At 40.0% G+C, this 18,087-nt stretch carries 16 protein-coding genes and 1 pseudogene; 11 read left to right on the top strand and 6 right to left on the bottom strand.

What is annotated here, in order from left to right:
- Positions 1–150 precede the first annotated feature (150 nt).
- Genes HMPREF9075_RS09555 through HMPREF9075_RS09515 form a run of 9 tightly spaced genes read left to right on the top strand, consistent with a single transcriptional unit; the run spans position 151 to position 7,469 of the window.
- Positions 151–1,239, top strand: a complete 1,089-nt coding sequence (locus HMPREF9075_RS09555; protein WP_009416359.1) for a WG repeat-containing protein — start codon at positions 151–153, stop codon at positions 1,237–1,239.
- Positions 1,240–1,242: 3 nt separating this feature from the next.
- A complete protein-coding gene (dut, locus tag HMPREF9075_RS09550) occupies positions 1,243–1,674 on the top strand; it encodes a dUTP diphosphatase (protein WP_009416358.1) in 432 nt (143 codons plus the stop codon).
- A 44-nt stretch (positions 1,675–1,718) separates the two neighbouring features.
- Positions 1,719–2,459 (top strand): DUF4292 domain-containing protein, encoded by a 741-nt coding sequence (locus HMPREF9075_RS09545; RefSeq protein ID WP_034557464.1) that lies wholly within the window; start codon positions 1,719–1,721, stop codon positions 2,457–2,459.
- A gap of 12 nt (positions 2,460–2,471) precedes the next feature.
- Positions 2,472–3,740 carry a murein hydrolase activator EnvC gene (locus HMPREF9075_RS09540; RefSeq protein WP_009416356.1) on the top strand — a complete coding sequence of 423 codons (1,269 nt, stop codon included), beginning with the start codon at positions 2,472–2,474 and terminating at the stop codon, positions 3,738–3,740.
- Between the two features lie 48 nt (positions 3,741–3,788).
- Entirely contained in the window at positions 3,789–4,808 is a 1,020-nt protein-coding gene (gene galE, locus HMPREF9075_RS09535) for a UDP-glucose 4-epimerase GalE (protein ID WP_009416355.1), read from the top strand.
- Between the two features lie 4 nt (positions 4,809–4,812).
- Positions 4,813–5,352, top strand: coding sequence for a hypothetical protein (locus tag HMPREF9075_RS09530; protein ID WP_009416354.1), 540 nt, complete (start codon positions 4,813–4,815; stop codon positions 5,350–5,352).
- A 53-nt stretch (positions 5,353–5,405) separates the two neighbouring features.
- Complete coding sequence (locus HMPREF9075_RS09525; RefSeq protein ID WP_009416353.1) at positions 5,406–5,663, top strand: phosphopantetheine-binding protein; 258 nt, start codon at positions 5,406–5,408, stop codon at positions 5,661–5,663.
- On the top strand, positions 5,663–6,859 hold the full coding sequence (locus tag HMPREF9075_RS09520; protein WP_009416352.1) for a beta-ketoacyl synthase: 1,197 nt from the start codon (positions 5,663–5,665) through the stop codon (positions 6,857–6,859). The genes HMPREF9075_RS09525 and HMPREF9075_RS09520 overlap by 1 nt, the downstream gene beginning before the upstream one ends.
- Before the next feature lie 13 nt (positions 6,860–6,872).
- Entirely contained in the window at positions 6,873–7,469 is a 597-nt protein-coding gene (locus tag HMPREF9075_RS09515; RefSeq protein ID WP_009416351.1) for a ribonuclease HII, read from the top strand.
- Positions 7,470–7,553: 84 nt separating this feature from the next.
- Here the strand turns inward: HMPREF9075_RS09515 and HMPREF9075_RS09510 are convergent, their stop codons facing one another.
- From HMPREF9075_RS09510 to HMPREF9075_RS09495, 4 genes are all read right to left on the bottom strand, one after another.
- On the bottom strand, positions 7,554–8,819 hold the full coding sequence (locus tag HMPREF9075_RS09510) for an MFS transporter (protein ID WP_009416350.1): 1,266 nt from the start codon (positions 8,817–8,819) through the stop codon (positions 7,554–7,556).
- Positions 8,820–8,983: 164 nt separating this feature from the next.
- Complete coding sequence (locus tag HMPREF9075_RS09505; RefSeq protein ID WP_009416349.1) at positions 8,984–10,285, bottom strand: PHB depolymerase family esterase; 1,302 nt, start codon at positions 10,283–10,285, stop codon at positions 8,984–8,986.
- A gap of 26 nt (positions 10,286–10,311) precedes the next feature.
- Positions 10,312–12,282 (bottom strand): DNA primase, encoded by a 1,971-nt coding sequence (gene dnaG, locus HMPREF9075_RS09500; protein ID WP_009416348.1) that lies wholly within the window; start codon positions 12,280–12,282, stop codon positions 10,312–10,314.
- A 26-nt stretch (positions 12,283–12,308) separates the two neighbouring features.
- Positions 12,309–14,804, bottom strand: a complete 2,496-nt coding sequence (locus HMPREF9075_RS09495; RefSeq protein WP_009416347.1) for a hypothetical protein — start codon at positions 14,802–14,804, stop codon at positions 12,309–12,311.
- A 128-nt stretch (positions 14,805–14,932) separates the two neighbouring features.
- Here HMPREF9075_RS09495 and HMPREF9075_RS09490 point away from each other — a divergent pair, with 128 nt between their 5' ends.
- Positions 14,933–15,586 (top strand): hypothetical protein, encoded by a 654-nt coding sequence (locus tag HMPREF9075_RS09490; RefSeq protein WP_009416346.1) that lies wholly within the window; start codon positions 14,933–14,935, stop codon positions 15,584–15,586.
- A gap of 147 nt (positions 15,587–15,733) precedes the next feature.
- On the opposite strand, the gene HMPREF9075_RS13260 is transcribed toward HMPREF9075_RS09490, so the two are convergent.
- On the bottom strand, positions 15,734–15,901 hold the full coding sequence (locus tag HMPREF9075_RS13260; RefSeq protein WP_009416345.1) for a hypothetical protein: 168 nt from the start codon (positions 15,899–15,901) through the stop codon (positions 15,734–15,736).
- A 184-nt stretch (positions 15,902–16,085) separates the two neighbouring features.
- Between HMPREF9075_RS13260 and HMPREF9075_RS09485 the strand changes: the two are divergent.
- Positions 16,086–17,009 (top strand): annotated as a pseudogene (locus HMPREF9075_RS09485) (TraM recognition domain-containing protein); the annotation flags it as partial.
- A gap of 206 nt (positions 17,010–17,215) precedes the next feature.
- Here the strand turns inward: HMPREF9075_RS09485 and HMPREF9075_RS09480 are convergent.
- On the bottom strand, positions 17,216–17,632 hold the full coding sequence (locus tag HMPREF9075_RS09480) for a hypothetical protein (protein ID WP_009416343.1): 417 nt from the start codon (positions 17,630–17,632) through the stop codon (positions 17,216–17,218).
- Between the last annotated feature and the right edge of the window lie 455 nt (positions 17,633–18,087).

Below are 18,087 nucleotides of genomic sequence, written 5' to 3'. Positions count from 1 at the left end.
GAGCTGGCGCAGCCGAGTATGTGACGAAGGTTGAGCGAACGATAAAAGCCTGTGCGGCTCGCACTAAATTTTTCATTAAACATTAATTATTGACAATTGAACATTATTTTGTATCTTTGCCGCTGAATAATTAATAAAAAAGAAATAACTATGAATGAGCTCAATGATGAACTATGGCGCGCTAAATATCAAGAAACTCTTATGACTACCTCTGGAGGACTAACTGCTGCTAAACGCAATGATAAATGGGGATTCGTAAACCATAATGGCAAAGAAATATGTCCGTTTAAATACGATAGCGTCCTTCCTTTCCTGATGGGGACAGCTACCGTATCTATAGCCAACCAATGGGGGGTGATAGATGATAATGGTAAAGAAATAGTGCCTGTGTATTATGACAAAGCTTTCTATTTTTCTTACGAGCTGGCACAAGTTATCAAAAACGGCAAAACAGGATTCGTAAATAAACGAGGCGAAGTAGCCATTCCCCTAATATACGATGAACTCCACCCCTTTATGAGCTATATCACTTGTGCCAAAAAAGACGGAAAGGCAGGCTATATCAACATTAAAGGTAAAACAGTTATAGATTTTGTTTATGACGAAGCACTCCCTTTCTTTGAAAACCTCGCTGCTGTAAAGCGCAATGATAAATGGGGATTTATAGATAAGAAAAACAACCTAATTATTGATTTTCAGTATGACGATGTAGAAAATTTTTGGGAAGGGGTAGCCAAAGTGAAAAAAGGCAACCATTGGGGGCTTATAGATGATAAAAACACATTGCTCATTCCTACCGAATATGACGATGTAGTGCGCTTTGTAGAAGGATTGGCACCTGTAATGCGCAATGATAAATGGGGCGTGATAGATGCTAAAGGCAACCTCATCTGTCCGCTACAATATGATGAAATATACGATTTTCACAACGGTTATGCGATTGTAGAACTGAACGAAAAATTGGGTTATATCAATAAAAAAGGCGAGGAAATATGCGCTCCTAAATACGATGAGGCACGCGATTTTAAAGGTAAAATGGCGGCGGTGTGCCAAGATGATAAATGGGGCTTTATTGATGAAAAGGGCACAGAAATTGTAGAACTAAAATTTGATGAGGTCTATGACTTTGATGAGAATCCTTTCACCTTGGGAATCATAGATGATGAAGAATGGGTGGTGTGGAATAACGGACATACAACTTCATATGAAGAATTTAAAAAACAAGCAAAAAAGCTATAACAAATGATAGTAAAAATAATCAATACCTCTACCAATGAGCTTCCCGCCTACCAAACCGCAGGTGCTGCGGGCTTAGATATTAGAGCTAATTTGGAAGAGCCCATAGTGCTGGCACCGCTACAGCGTACGCTTGTGCCTACGGGGTTGTTTTTGGAAATTCCCGAAGGCTACGAAGTGCAAGTGCGCCCGCGTAGTGGTTTGGCTGCGAAGCACGGCATCACAGTTATCAATGCCCCTGGTACCATAGATAGCGACTATCGCGGCGAAGTGAAAGTACCTATCGTAAATCTATCTGATGAAAGTTTCACCATTGCACACGGCGAACGCATCGCTCAAATGATATTTGCTAAATACGAACGAGTAACATTTCAGCAAGTAGAAGAACTTTCTGATACCCAAAGAGGTACCGCAGGCTTTGGAAGTACCGGAAAATAAGGGATAATGATTAATGATTATGTTAATTATTAATGGTAAATGGTATGAAAAAGATATTTTTTTTAATGATAGCCTTGTTGGCGTTGGTAAGTTGCAAGCCTAAACAACAGCTCGTAACCGTTACAGGCAAAGTAACTGAAGCTGAACAAGCGGCTGAAGTTATCAATAAGCATCTGAATAAAACACCTTCATTCAGTACCCTTAGTGGTAGTGTGATGACCAGCTATAGTGAAAATGGCGAAGCCTCACAATCAATGCCCTTTTCGCTTCGTATGGAAAAAGGCAAGAATATATGGCTATCAGCACCTTTGGGCGTAGCCAAAGCCCTCGCCACTCCCGATAGGCTCTCGTTTTACAATCGTTGGGACAATACTTCCTTTAGCGGCGATTTTGATTACTTAACAGAACTCTTGGGCTTCTCGGTAGGTTTCAATGAAATTCAAAACCTACTGTTGGGCAATATAATATATTCTGTTACGCCTAATATAAAGCTACTTGCCAACGATAGCAACCGCTATGTGTTGCAATATAACGATGGTAGCCTTACCGTTACTTACAAGCTCTTGCCCGATAGCTATAGGGTGGAAAGTGCCCTATTACAGCACAACGTAAAAGAACAACAAGCACTTATTACCTACACCTACCAAAAAGTAACCGATGAGCTGCTACCAGCTACTATAAAAATAGAAGTAGTAAACGAAGATAATCGCAATGATATAGTTTTAGAACTAAAAAGTTTAGAGCTCAATGGGCAAGTTAGTTTTCCGTTTAAAATGCCTGAATAGCATAAAAAATTAATGAAATTAAGGGTAGAAATAATTATTATTCTGTTGTTTTTTCCGTTGCTACTGATGGGTCAGCGGCAAAAAGACTTAGAACAACGCAAGAAGGCACTGTTGGAACAAATAAAACAGATGTCGGCACTGCGCCAACAACAAAGTCAGCAACACCGCACCACTATACAACAAATAGAAGCTGCCAATGAGAAAATACAAATGCGCACGCGGCTCATACAAATAAATCAGCAGCAAGCTAATATGCTGTCTAAAGAAATTGCTAATAATGAAAAAGAACTCCGTACGCTTAAAAAAGAATTAGAATATCACCAAGGCGAATATGCGAAAACCATACGACAGTCGTACAAAAGCAAATCTGCCGAAAATAGATTGTTATTTATACTTTCATCGGAAAGCTTTGGGCAAGCCTACAAGCGGCTTACCTATATGAAGCAGTATGTAAATTACCGTCACGACCAAGTAACGCAAATACAGACGAAGACTGAGGAAATAAGGCGTATTAACGATACTTTGGTTGTACAACGCAACGAAAAAAATAAAGTTCTTGCTGAACAGCGCCGTGAGCAAGCCTTGTTGCAGCAAGAAAAGCGAGAATTGGAACAGCTGGCAGTAAATATACGTCAGGTGGAGCGCAATTACGAAGCCCAAATACGCGAAAAGCAAAAACAAGCGAATGCTATTGATAAAAAAATACAGCAACTCATACGCTTGGCTATCATAGAGGCGAATAAACGCGAAAGCAACAGAGTGAATGCCAATACGGGAGGAACTGCTGTTGCTACTACACCTCCTCCGGAAGAAGACGATAGTACTACCGAAGTGGCTTTTGTACTCACCCCCGAAACACGGCGTGTAGCGAATAGTTTTGAAGCCAACAAAGGCAACCTGATATGGCCTGTGGTAAAAGGCTACAAATCACAAGGTTTTGGGGTGTACTACGACCCTGTGTATCCTGAATTGCAACATTATAACAACGGTGTTACCATTGCTACGGAACGTGATGCTGAGGCTCGTTGCGTGTTTGAAGGTGAGGTATCTGCCATACAATCTATCCCAGGTAGTAATAAGGTGGTGCAGGTACGGCACGGGAATTACATCACTATTTACTATAATTTGACAGAGGTGTATGTGAAAAAAGGCGATAAAGTGCGTGCTAAAGAGCCATTAGGAAAAATATTTACTAACAGTAAAGGGAAAACCGAAATGAAATTCTTTCTATATAAGAACACTACACGCCTGAACCCTGAGTTTTGGATACACAAATTGTAATTGGGGATTAGTAAATGAATGGATTGACTTTTACAAATTAATATAAATATGAGTAAAATAGTAGTAACGGGTGGACTTGGTTTTATTGGGTCGCACACTGTAGTAGCCTTGCAAGAAGCAGGCTTTGAAGTTGTTATTATTGACAACCTGTCTAATGCTGAAGAAAGTGTATTAGGCAAAATTGCTAAAATTACGGGTATTACCCCTGTGTTTGAGAAATTTGACCTTAGAGATAAGGCTGATGTAAAAGACTTTTTTAAACGCCATAATGATGTGCAGGGGGTGATACACTTTGCTGCCTCAAAGGCTGTGGGTGAAAGTGTAGAAAAGCCTTTGCTTTACTACGAAAACAATCTTAATTCGCTTATTTATTTGCTTCAGGAACTTAGTGCTTTGCCCAAGGCTAACTTTATATTTAGTTCTTCTTGTACCGTTTACGGTCAGGCAGATGAATTGCCCGTAACAGAAAACGCTCCTGTGAAGAAGGCAGAATCACCTTATGGTAATACTAAACAAATAAGTGAAGAAATCATCGTAGATACTTGCCGTGTAACGCCTAATTTGCAGGCGATAGCTTTGCGCTACTTCAACCCCATAGGGGCACACCCTTCAGCAGAAATAGGCGAGCTTCCTATAGGCGTACCTCAAAACTTAGTACCTTTTATCACACAAACAGCAATAGGCTTACGCGAAAAACTATCAGTATTTGGTAATGATTACCCTACTCCTGATGGTACTTGTATCCGCGATTATATTCACGTAGTAGATTTGGCACAAGCACACGTAGTGGCTTTGCAACGCCTTATCGAGGGTAAGAATACCGAAAATTACGAAGTATTTAATATCGGTACGGGCAAAGGTAGTACCGTGCTGGAGGTGATTGAAAGTTTTGAGCGCGTATCGGGCAAAAAACTGAACTACCAAATTGTAGGCAGGCGCGCAGGTGATGTGGTAGCCGCTTACGCTAATACTGATAAAGCAAACAACGTATTGGGCTGGAAAGCAAAAAGCACCCTTGACGAGGCGCTTCTATCGGCTTGGCAATGGGAACAAAAAGTAAGAAAATAACCCAATGAAAACCTGTACCATACAAAACAACACAATTAGCCTGAACCATTCGGTTATTTTTACTGAAAAGGGTATCCCTCTTGCTGAATTTGCTAAAAAGGCACTGAAAGCCTTGCGTGTGGAATACGCCAAGTTCTACAAGATGGATACCCTTAGCAAGATGGCTTTTTTGGCAGCTGAGGTACTTTTAAGTCCGTTCTCGCAAGAGGAGAAAAATGGGATAGCGCTTGTATTTGCGAATCGTGCTGGGAGTTTGGATACGGACTTGAAACATCAGGCTACAATAGCAGATGAAGGAGAATACTATCCGAGTCCGGCGGTATTTGTATATACACTGCCTAATATTTGCTTGGGCGAGATAAGTATCAGGCATCAGCTTAAAACAGAAAATGCTTTTATGGTATTTGATAACTACGCACAAGCAGAGGTATTTTTCAAAGAGTATAGTCGGCAACTAATAGCCGAAAAGTCAGCTGAAAAAGTGCTTTGCGCGTGGGTGGAAGTACTTGAAGATGAATGTGAAGTGATAGCAACACTTTACTAGATTTGTGTAATTGCTAATAAATGGCTATCTTTGCACTCTAAACTATTATATTAATGGACGCACTTATTTTAGAACTGAAGAACAAAATTATTGAAGTATTAAACCTTGAAGAGGTAACTCCTGAAGATATTCAGGACGATGAGCCTCTATTTGGTACGGGCTTAGGCTTAGATTCCATAGATGCCCTTGAACTAATTGTGCTATTAGATAAAAATTACGGCATCAGATTGGACGACCCTAAGAAAGGGAAAGAAATATTTCACTCGGTAAAAACAATGGCTGAATATATCACAGCACACCGCACCAAATAATGCCTCCTAAAATAGTTGTTACGGGTATGGGTATCATCTCTTCAATAGGTAATTCTGTTGAAGCGAATTTTTACGCACTCACCCACAAGCGCACGGGGCTTTCTGTTATAGAAAACCTTGTTACGACACATAAGAACAATATTAGGGTAGGGGAGGTGAAGCTCACTAATATTCAGCTTGCTGAAAAATTACATCTTCCTATTGTAAATGCCTACTCACGCACTTCGCTGCTGGGGATTATTGCAGTAAAGGAAGCGATAGCCAATGCAAATCTTACCCCTAAACAGCTTGGCAATGCAGGTTTCATCAATGCTTCTACGGTAGGCGGTATGGATATGACGGAGCGTTACTTTTTTGAGTATGAGAATAGTGAGTCGGTAAGGCGTTACATCACCACGCACAATATAGGCGATGTTACCCACCAAATTGCTGATTATTTTCGCTTGAAAGGTATAGTAACAAGTGTGAGCACGGCTTGTTCGTCATCGGCTAATGCTATTATTACTGCGGCGCACCTGCTCACTATGGGTAGGGCTGATTGCCTAATAGTAGGGGGGAGTGATGCGCTCTCAAAATTTACTATCAATGGCTTTAATAGCCTGATGATACTCTCGGATAGCGAATGTACACCTTTTGATGCACATCGCAAAGGATTGAACTTGGGTGAAGCAGCGGCTTATTTGGTATTGGAAACTGAAGAGAATGCTTTAAGGCGTGGTGCAAAAATAAAGGCTGTACTTAGTGGCTGGGGGAATGCAAATGATGCTTACCACCAAACAGCTTCTTCTGAAGATGGACAAGGGGCTTATTTGGCTATGCAACAAGCATTGCAAATGGCGCAATTGGAGCCCGAAACTATAGACTACATCAACGCTCACGGTACAGCGACTCCTAATAACGACCTTTCGGAAAGTAGGGCTTTATTGCGTGTTTTTGGTGAGTGTGTGCCTCATTACAGTTCTACTAAACCTTTTACGGGGCATACTTTAGGGGCGGCATCGTCTGTAGAGGCTGTTTTTAGTGTAATGGCACTGCGCAATGACATTGTATTTCCTAATTTGAACTATCAAACTCCAATGCCCGAAGTGCCTATACGCCCCCAAACAGAATTATTACACTTGCCTGTAAGGCACGTGCTTTCTAACTCGTTTGGCTTTGGGGGGAACTGCTCGGCACTTATATTTAGCAAAAAATAAATATATTATAAGAATGTTACAGCTTTACTATCATTGTTCATCAGAAGCTGGTACCGATGAAGCAGGGCGGGGGTGCTTGGCAGGACCTGTAACCGCCGCAGCTGTAATACTTCCTGCTGGCTTTAGTAACAATCTTCTTACCGATTCGAAACAGCTTACAGAAAAGCAACGCAATATATTACGCCCTATTATTGAGCGTGAGGCTGTTGCCTATGCTGTTTGTCATATTATGCCCGATGAGATAGACCAATTGAATATCCTCAGAGCTTCTATTACTGCTATGCACCGCGCAATAGCACAGCTTAATCCTCAACCTACTTTTATAGCTGTAGATGGCAATAAATTTGTGCCTTACAATAGTATTCCGCACGCTTGTATCGTAAAAGGCGATGGCAAAATACAGACGATTGCTGCGGCTTCGGTACTTGCTAAAACTTATCGCGATGCTTATATGGAAACCCTTGCAGCTGATTATCCTGAGTACCATTGGGAGCAAAATAAAGGCTATCCAACTACCGAACATCGCAAAGCTATAGCCGAATATGGTGCTACGCCTCATCATCGCAAAACTTTCCAGCTACTACCTGCCCAGCAGCTTTCGTTATTTTAAACTATAAAACGAACTGCCCAAGTAGTGATAAATGCTACTTGGGCAGTTCGTTTTGTAATTGTTTCTGCTTATAATCTGTTTTGATTAATCAACTTTGATGTCGGTATTTACGTTCTTACTACCTGCTAAAGCGTAGAATAGCAAGTAAGCAAGAGCAAGTACTATTACCCAATAACTTTGTATATAACCTACTACATCGGCAACCCAGCCTTGTAATGCAGGCAAAATACCTCCACCACACACCATCACCATAAAGATACCTGAAGCAGCTGCGGTGTATTTTCCTAATCCGTTGGTGGCAAGGTTGAAAATACCACCCCACATTACTGAAGTACACAATCCACAAAGCACAAAGAATAAGATGCTAATAGGCACTTCAGCCATTGCAAACGATAGGTTTTCTTGTAGGGCTGGTACTGTTACGGTTACGCTTTCGGGCATAAAAATAGCCACTGTTACCAATAGCAAGCCTAAAGCTGATACAAACGACAACATTGCCTTACTAGAAATAACGTTGCCCAAGCCTCCGCCTATAAATCGTCCTATAAACATCAAAAACCAATAAGTACCTACTACCGAGCCTGCTACAACTTCAGCTATACCTAAATTTTGCATATATACGTTGCTGATATTTGCTATTCCCACTTCTATCCCTACATATAAAAAGATAGCTACGGCACCTAATACAAAGTGACGGAATGATAGCGGACTTATTTTGCTATCTGCTTCTACGCGGCTGCTTTCTGCTTGAGGTTCTGGTATTTGTACCATTGTAAGCACTATAAAAGTAAGTGCAAAAATACCCATTGCCAAAAACAACACAGGGTTTGCATTAGCAATCTTGGCAGTAGCGAGGTTTCCTATAAGGTATCCACCTAATACGGGTGCTATAGTAGCCCCAATAGAGTTCAGTGCGCCACCAAATTGCAATAGCTGGTTTCCTTTTTTGCCACCACCACCTAGTGTGTTTAGCATTGGGTTTACTACAACGTTTAGCATACACATAGAGAAGCCCGCAACAAATGCTCCTGCAAGATATACCCCAAAACTATCTAATACCCCTGAAAAATAGGTGATACATACCCCTGCAAAACCTACTACTATAGCAGTAAGTGCGGTTTTTTTATAACCTATGTTTTGCAACATTTTCCCTGCGGGGATACCCATAAAAGCATAGGCAATGAAGTTTGCAAAATTACCCAATTGCGAAAGCAATACTGAGGTGTCGAATTGGCTTTTTACGATTTTACCTAATGGGTTTTGTAGCCCTGTTACGAATGATATCATAAAGAAAAGCGCAAACATCATTACGATGGGCAATAAGTAACTTTTTTTTTCTTGATTTTCCATTATTATATGTTTTTTGTTATTTTATTTACTTGTTATAAAAGGGTGATAAAAGAAATGACCTCTTCACTATCAGCCATATAGGCAGGCGTTTTTCAAAAGATTTATTAAAACGACTGCAAAAGTAAATAATAATAATGAAAAACGCAACTAAAATACTAACTTTTTTAAGGTTTATTTATGAAATCTTTTACACCACCTTTTATTTTTACAGGGGTTGCTTTTCTATTTATTTCGTAATCAGTGATTCGAGAGCTGCGCAGGTAAAGTTCTCTGTCTTTTATTTCTGCCTCTATTCTTGCTGAGGGTCGTCTTCTTCGGAATAAATAATATGGATAACCTGTATTGAAATATCCTTGAAAGGTGAGCCTTTCCTCCCCGCGTAATACTGTAATTTCTGTAGGGTCGCCTGCTCGCTTTTTGCTCGTGTACATCATAGGAATAAATGGCGAACTAACGCTGTCTTTTTCCAAAGCTATCACTATATCGCCCTCTTTTACGCCAAGCCGCTTAGCGGTAACAGTGTCGTTCTTAAAGCCAGCTACTTTCAGTCCGTTGCCTTTGTAGTTATAGTCAAATTTTAATCCCAAATCGGCTTTGTTGTTGTAGATTTTCACTCGCTGCTGTGGCTTGTGCCATTCAGCTTTTGCGCTTGTGGTATCTATGGTTTTTACCCTTAGCCAACCGATGCCCTTAGGATTTTGATAATCAGAGGTTTCCCATACAATGCGCGTAAGCGGCTTTCGTGTATGGTTGCCGATAAATTGCAATAAATTATCCTCTTCAGTATCAAAATAGCCCATAAAATGGTCGCCAGCGAGGCTGCGGAAAGTAATATTAGGGTTTTCTATCTTCAAAAAGTCAATAGTAGGTGTAATTTGTTCTATGGGATACAGCGTGTCGCTATAGGTATTTACGATGTAGAAAGGCTTTTCGTTGGTATTACAAGGGTAAATTTCGTCTTCGCCCAGCATACTTGCTACTTTTATACTGCCATTTAGGGCGATAAATCCCGCAAATTCGGTAGGGTAAGTCATAGAGAAATAGTAAACTCCCGATGCTCCGTCCGAAAAACCTGCCAAAAAGACTTTGTTTTCGTCAATTTTATACTGTTTCTTTACAGCTGCAATTTCGTCTAATACCATTTGGCAGCCTATTTCGTCAAACCAAGTGCAGCCTTTTTGCCCAAAAGGAAAGAGCAAATAACAATCTCCTTTGTCGGCTAAGCCAACAAAAGGCGATTGCGCTACGTATTTTTCAGGATTCGGACGAATAGCTGGCGAACCAATTGCCCCGTGCAAAAATACCACCAAAGGCTTGCCGCTTTTTTTTGCTGATGTAGCTTCTTTAGGAGCGTACACCACATAAGGACGTGTTTTCCCGTCCGCGCACGTTTGTTCGTAGGTCTTGAAATTTTGCGCCTGACCTACCAAGCTGCATACCAAGAATAAAAATCTAAAGTATTTCATAATAAGTGTGTTAATGTATTATTATTCTAAAAATTTACTACTACATTCAGTTTTTTAGCCAATATTTTTTGCAGTTGTATATAGCCCATTATATGGTCTATGAGTTCGTTTTTTTGCTCATCGGTAGCTGTTTGCAACTGCTCGCTCAGTTGGGCTATAAGGTGGCGCACCAGTAGCGTACGGATATTCAGTATGGTATCAGCTACAAACAGATGCACGTCTTCGTCTTTGTCTTTGGCAATGATGTTTCGCTTTTCCCATTGGTCTAAATGCCGTGCCTCATCTTCCATCAGCAATGACGATACCTTTTCCGATAATTCTATAGGCAGCTCATTCACTATATGGTTGATGTTGTAATCAGGGTTTTGGTTTAGCTTGGCTATCAGCAAGTCGTAGATGTGTTTAAAGTCGGGGTTGGCAAGTTCTATTTCGTCTTCTTGTAGTTCTAAGAATATCTTTTCGTATATCTTCAGTGTCTGTTGTACGGTTTGTTCTTCAAGATTGCCGTCTTCAGTTTCGGTGAGGATAGTATCGGTAAAGGTACATTCGCGGTTGCCGTAAAGCAGCAGGTTTTTTATCAGGTCGTGTTCCAAAGTCTCCAATTTGCTTACACTACGCTTTTGCACCGCTTCGGGGGTATTGTTTACTTGCATAGTAGCTTTGCGGCGTTCTACTTTTTGCCCCTCGTATAGTTCTTTTTTCTGTATTTGAGCCAAAGTGCCAAAAAGCACCTGTTCCGAAACCCCCATCAGCCCAGCGCATTCACGCACATACACCTCTTGCTTGATGAGGTCGGGAATTTTGGCTATACTTTCTACCATATCCCTAATAATCCCCGCTTTTTTTATAGGGTCGTCTTTCGCTTCTTCGATGAGCAATGAGGCTTTGAAACGTATAAAGTCGATGGTGTTATTGGCAAAATAAGCCAATAAATCTTCATAAGCCGTTTTGCGAGTAAAGCTATCAGGGTCTTCACCTTCGGGGAAAGTACATACTTTCACATTCATACCCTGTTCCAAAATCAAGTCAATCCCCCTGATAGATGCCCGTAGCCCAGCAGCATCGCCATCGTAAAGCACTGTAATGTTGGGCGTTAGCCGATGTATAAGCCGTATTTGCTCTACTGTCAATGCCGTTCCACTCGATGCCACTACGTTTTCAATGCCTTTTTGGTGCATCTGTATCACATCGGTATAACCTTCCACAAGGTAACAATTGTCAGCTTTAGCGATAGCTTGTTTGGCAAAGAAAATGCCGTATAGCACTTTGCTTTTGTGGTAAATATCACTTTCGGGCGAGTTTAGGTATTTAGCCACATTCTTATCGTTGGTCATAATGCGCCCGCCAAAGCCCAACACGCGTCCGCTCATAGAGTGTATGGGGAACATTACCCGCCCTTTGAAACGGTCGTAGCGTTTGCCTTCGCTATTTACGCCTGTCAAACCTGTCTTTTCCAAAAACTCCAGCTGATATCCTTTTTTTATAGCCGTATCTGTAAAAGCAGTCCATTCGTCCAACGAATAACCTAATTTGAATTTTTTGATAGTATCATCGGTAAAACCGCGCTCTTTGAAGTAAGGTAGAGCGATTGCCATTCCCGCCTGCGTTTGGTGCAGTGTATCCTGAAAGTATTGCTGAGCGTATTCCGAAACAATATACATACTTTCGCGCTCGTCTGCTTTTTCTTTTTCTTCCGAAGAAACTTCTGTTTCCTCTATTTCAATATGATATTTTTTAGCTAAATATTTGATAGCCTCAGGGTAAGTAAAGTGTTCGTGCTCCATCAAAAAAGCAATCGCGTTTCCTCCCTTTCCACTACTAAAGTCCTTCCATATCTGTTTTACGGGCGAAACCATAAAGCTCGCCGTCCGTTCGTTGGTAAACGGACTTAAGCCTTTATAATTAGAACCAGAGCGTTTCAGTTGAACAAAGTCCCCAATAACCTCCTCCACGCGCATTTGGTCGTATACCTTATCTATTGTGTTTTTTGTAATCATTACTAGTCTATTAGTAGGGTGATAGGCTATTCCAGAAAGCCGTAGGCATATACTCCTTCTTCCAATTTCCTTGCCAATACTTCCATTGCTTTTCGCAGCGTGTCTGTTAGCTGGTTGTATTGCGTGTCTTCACTTTTGCTATTCATTTTCTCTTGGGCATTTTTACCCTGAAAATGCAAGCGAATATCGTACAGCGAACCGTTTACATTCACTTTAGGCTGAGCCAAATAGTAGCGCCACAAGGCTCGTCCTGCTGCAAATACGGCTTGGGCTTCTGCCGAAAATACTATCGGACTGCGCTGGTAAACTTCCGTAGGCTCGCATACTCTAAAAAGGTCGGGATGCGAGAGTGGCGAAGGCGATACTTTTCCTGCTATATAGTCCGTCATAAAGTGGCTGCTAAAGTTATCGGGGGCATCTACCTCTTGTTCGGTAAACGGAATCCAATGGTTTATGCCTTCTTGTGCTGTAATCCGATTTTGTGAGTGAAAGAGTGTAAAGGCGAGGCAATCGGTTTGAAACTCACGGTCGTACAACCAATCTTCTTTAGGGAATAAGAATTGGTCGCGGTCGTTTAACCACGTAGCAGGTATACAATGCCTAACGGCAAAATAAATGCACATTTGTATTAGATTGTTCTTCGTGATGATATTTGTATGGTCTTTGATGTCCTCAGTAGTTATTCGTACCTGATTATTATGCTGAAAATCGTTCTTGTTGTTGTGTATAATGCCTATTTGTTCACCTTTTTTGTCGTAAAAATTTCTCAACCAATCATTTATAACGCCTCTTTCTTTGTTATAAGCCGATATTTTTTTCTCTGTTAGTAATTTTCCTTTCTTATCGTATGCGTCAGCCATAAAAGTTTTAAATTCTTCCTTTATGTTGCAGTCCCATACCTGAAACGAAATCGGGAAGTTGCCTGTTACATTGTCAAATGTATTAGCAGGCATTAAAAATAACCGCTGAAGTTTAGCCTGATACTCACTTCTAAAATCAACAAAATTAGGGGCTTGCAGGTGTTTTAGTTTAGAGAAGCTACCTATCTTACAATCGGGTATTTCTTTATATATGCGTATCAGGAATTGGGCAAAAAGCTCATTAGCCGCTTTTTTGATGTGGTCTTTGTATTTTTTATAAACTGAATGCGTGGTAGAAACCCCAGCTTTGTGCTTTCCAACTCCACCTCCTGCTTCCGCATAAGGCGGATTGATATAAATCACCAATTTCTTCCGTTTTTCCTCATTACTGATGATGTCATAAAGCCCATCGGGCAGTTTTCCTCCTTTTGATTGGGGTATAAAATCATCGTTCAAGAAGTCGAACTGAAAAATATGACTATTTAGTAGCATCGCCCCGTGTGCTATGCGTTCTTGCATTACGTTCACATCGGCTTGGTCAAGGGTGCTTGCCCACAAATTGTATTTATTGGTAAGCCCTGTTAGTAGGTTGCCCGTGCCTGCCGCACAATCCCACACGTGGTATTCTTCTTGCCAATCTTCACCCAAATAGTCTGCTAGGTATTGTTGCGACAAACTCACCCACTGGCGAGGGGTAAAAAATGCTCCTTTGCGCTCTCGTATATCTTGCGGCACCAATAGCTCCCGCCGCTCAATAATGTAATCGTGATAGGCAGAGTGCGGCGGACGCTTGTATAGCCTCCAAAAGTTCTTGTACACGTCCTTCTGCTTGATGCTTACAATCGAATCAAAGATAAGTCCTGTATTCTCTCGCGGTATCTTATACCCCTGATTTTCAAATTGTACAAACAGATTGGCATAAATAGCGGTATCATCGGCAATGTCATCGGTATCTTTGTCATCTACAAATAGGTCGGCAAGATAAAAGTCGCAGTCTAAGATGTTAAATTCTCGTTTCAGTCTATCCCAGTCTACCGAAATAATAGGTTTTATCACTTCCAGCCAACGCAAGTAAATAGGTAGGAAATTATTTTTGTTAATAGTTTGTCGTGCTTTATCAGTAGCTTTTGCTATATTATGGCTGATAAAAAAACGCAACGCTTCAGCATCTTTTTCATAGCTAAATACAAACGTATTTTCTGCCAAAATGCTTTCTATACGCTCTTTTACCAACAAAAATTCTTTGCTCTCGTGATTTGAAGGGGTAACTTTCCAGTTGAAGTCGTTGATAGAAAAAATATCCTCAATAGCGTTATAAGGAACAAAAGCAAATTTCTGATAATCAAAAGCCCCTAAAAAAGCAGGGGGTAGCATACGCGTAAAAGTACGCGCTTTGCCGATGGTAAGTATCAGTTGTACAAACATCGTAACGGTATCGTAGTTGCCCGTTTTTGCTTCTGCCCAAAGCAGGGGTATATTGTGGAAAATATCGTCTTTGTTAGGAAATACCGAAAAATCAATATTGCCAATAATGCGGCTTGTGTCAAATTCCCCAAACCAATCTTTAGCTACTTTATTTTTTAGTTCTTCCTCGCGTATGTCGTTATAAATCATTGTTGATGCTATTGATGCTGCAAAGATACGAAAATAATCATTAACCATTAATAATTGCTATTTGGCATTATTTTTGTACCTTTGCCCCCGAATAATTTTAAGCACGCTGCAATACAATGTTTTTTTATAACTAACATATTGTAATACAGCTGTAAGTCTTAAAGAAAACAAATTTTATGAAATTAGTAAAAAAGAGGTATCTGTTTGCCGTTATGGTATTCCTATCGTTAGGTTTTACCACAGAAAATGAAGAAAGAAACATCTATAGTGTACCTATGGATTATTTAGTAGAAGTACCTCAGTTGGCTACTGTTGAGCCAGCTCAAAATCACAACAGTCATCAATCTACAATCAGTTTTAGCTCTTTTGATGAGAAAAAAACTTTCGTAGATTTCAAAGAGTCCTTAGCCCATAGAGAATCTCGAGGCAATTACAGCGTTGTAAATCGCTTTGGTTATATGGGGAAATACCAATTTGGAAAGCGTCTTTTGCGCTTCTTTGGCGTAACCGATACCGATGCTTTCCTACAATCACCTCAGTTGCAAGAGCAAGTCTTCTCGCTCAGCCTACAGCGCAGCAAATGGTTCCTGCGCAAGGAAATCGCTCAAAATGTAGGTAAAAAAATCAATGGAATAGAAATTACCGAATCTGGCATATTAGCCGCAGCGCACCTCGCTGGTGCTACTTCGGTGAAGAAATTTTTTAAAAACAAAGGCAATTACAACTTCGCCGATGGTAATGGTATTACCTTACAAAATTACCTGAAACATTTCGCTGGCTACGATACTTCGCATATTGTACCCGAAGAATTACCCAAAATCACTGATTAATATCTAATGAATGGGTTATAATAAAAAAGAGCCTGTCCGAAAAATACACTGAATCAGGGATAATACAGATGCTATACAAAATGTTAATATGAGGGTGCTTGTGATAAGGCACCCTCTTTTATTAATATTTTGGCAGCTCCTATGCCTTTAAAAACCCATCACTTTTCGAGCTATTTTAGCCTCTTTTTTGACTGAATAACTATCTAATTTCCTTTTGATTGTTTTTGCTGAACAAGCGTGTTTTTCGGCTAATTGAGCATAAGTTTGTTTACCTTTAACATACTCTATCCAAAGCTGTTCTTCATCTAAAATCAATTTCTTTTTGACTAAGAATTGTTTCCCACAAGCATAACATTTGTAAACTTGAATACCATTTTTCTTCCCATTTTTCTTAGTTATTTTACTACCACAGTAAAAGCATATTTTTTATTCATATTTTCAAATGCTTGCAAAGGTAGATAAAATAAGGGCTTATACAATTTTAAAGCAACCTTTTTGTCCATTACGCCAAAACTACCTATCTCCCTTTATGGACGCTTGGCAGGGAGGAGCACAAGACCAGCTACAAGGGCAAATCGCCAGTGCTAAAATTCCCCTCTCCCGAATGATTTCGCCTCAACTTTATTGGGTGATGACAGGCGATGACTTTTCGTTGGATATCAATAACCCCAAAGAACCTAAAATCCTTTGTGTAGGCAACAATCCTGATAGGCAGAATATCTATTCAGCAGCTTTAGGCTTGTACAATTCACGCATTGTAAAGCTCATCAACAAGAAAGGACAACTCAAATCCTCTGTAATTATTGACGAGTTGCCTACCATTTATTTTAGGGGATTGGATAACCTGATAGCCACAGCTCGAAGTAATAAAGTAGCCGTTTGTTTAGGTTTTCAAGATTACTCACAGCTCACTCGTGATTATGGCGATAAGGAAAGTAAGGTAATACAAAATACTGTGGGGAATATTTTTAGCGGACAGGTAGTAGGAGAAACAGCTAAAACCCTTTCTGAACGTTTTGGAAAGGTATTGCAGAAAAGGCAATCTACTACTATCAACCGCAATGATACTTCTACCTCTATATCCACGCAGTTGGATAGTCTTATCCCTGCCAGCAAGATTGCCAACCTCACCCAAGGGATGTTCGTTGGGGCAGTCTCTGACAATTTTGATGAGCGTATCGAGCAGAAGATATTCCACGCTCAGATAATAGTGGATAATGAGAAAGTAGCTGCCGAGACCAAAGCCTACCAGAAAATCCCCGAAGTTCTCTCCTTTACCGATGCTAATGGCAACGACACTACCAAAGAACAAGTAGAAGCCAACTATCGCCAGATAAAGTTAGATGTCATTGAAATCATTGAACGCGAAAAAGAACGTATCGCCAACGACCCTGAGCTAAGACATTTGGTGGAGAAGGATTAATTACAATTATTAAATATTGCGTCAGGTTTGTAAAAATTACCTATGAGATAGAAATGGAGATCCCTATATAACTTTGTAGAATCTTTTTCACATCTATTGGTAGAAAACATAGCAATCCCATCAGTACTTCTATAATTTTCAATATACTCTCTAAGATAACTTCTGTTTTTCGCTTATTTTCTTTCTTGTAGTATAAATTCTGTTATCTATTTACAATGATAAATTAAAGTGTCAATTTCTCTTTTTTTACCCTTTAAGCCAGCATTACCATAAAAGTGAAAACGACCAACTAATTTTGTAGTATCTTCTTCACATTTTAACACGAAATAATCAGCAATATTATCTTCTGGATAATCGTATAATGCATTATCTGAAAAGCCACCATCTATATCTTCTTTATTATCTAAAAAATAACTTGTATCCCAAGTATATTTATAAAATTGGATACGATTTTTATGACGATTTTTTATTATAAAGCTAATTAGTTGGTCTTTTAACAAAGAATCATTTTCTATAGAGTTTCTTACTAAAATAAGACTGGGTATGGTTTCAGACTGTATAAACTCAATTTTTCTATTACAAGAAATAAAAATAACTAATATTAAAAAGAATATTTTCTTCATAATTGTGGTTTTTTTAGGATTCTTTCATTTAAAGTTTCTCTCTGCAATCTATTTGGTTTCTCATTTTCTATATTTGGTTTCTCATTTTCTATATTCAGAGTACCACTAAACTCTTTTTCAAAAGCTATTTTTGTTATAAATGGTTTATACCCTCTTAGATGTTGTAAAATAAACCAACAAACAAAGGACTACCCTGCTGGCGCGAGCTTGTAGCTCGTGCCTACTATAATAAGAGCGTGTCGCTCATTCCTTATCAATTACTTCCCCGCTGGCGCAAACTTGCAGCTTGTGCTCAATTCAGAATTCAAAATTCCTTTTGCCGCCCGCACTCTCACCCATCCCATTACTCTCATTACTCCCATAATCGCCCGTGTGGCTCACACCCCCCGCTGGAGGCTGTCTAAAAAGTTTTTTGAGGTGCCTATTTAGCTACATACTAATTGACTTTGGGAAAC

This window comes from Capnocytophaga sp. oral taxon 332 str. F0381, from assembly GCF_000318275.2.
GTDB lineage: Bacteria > Bacteroidota > Bacteroidia > Flavobacteriales > Flavobacteriaceae > Capnocytophaga > Capnocytophaga bilenii.
This window is presented reverse-complemented; position numbering and strand designations above follow the sequence as displayed.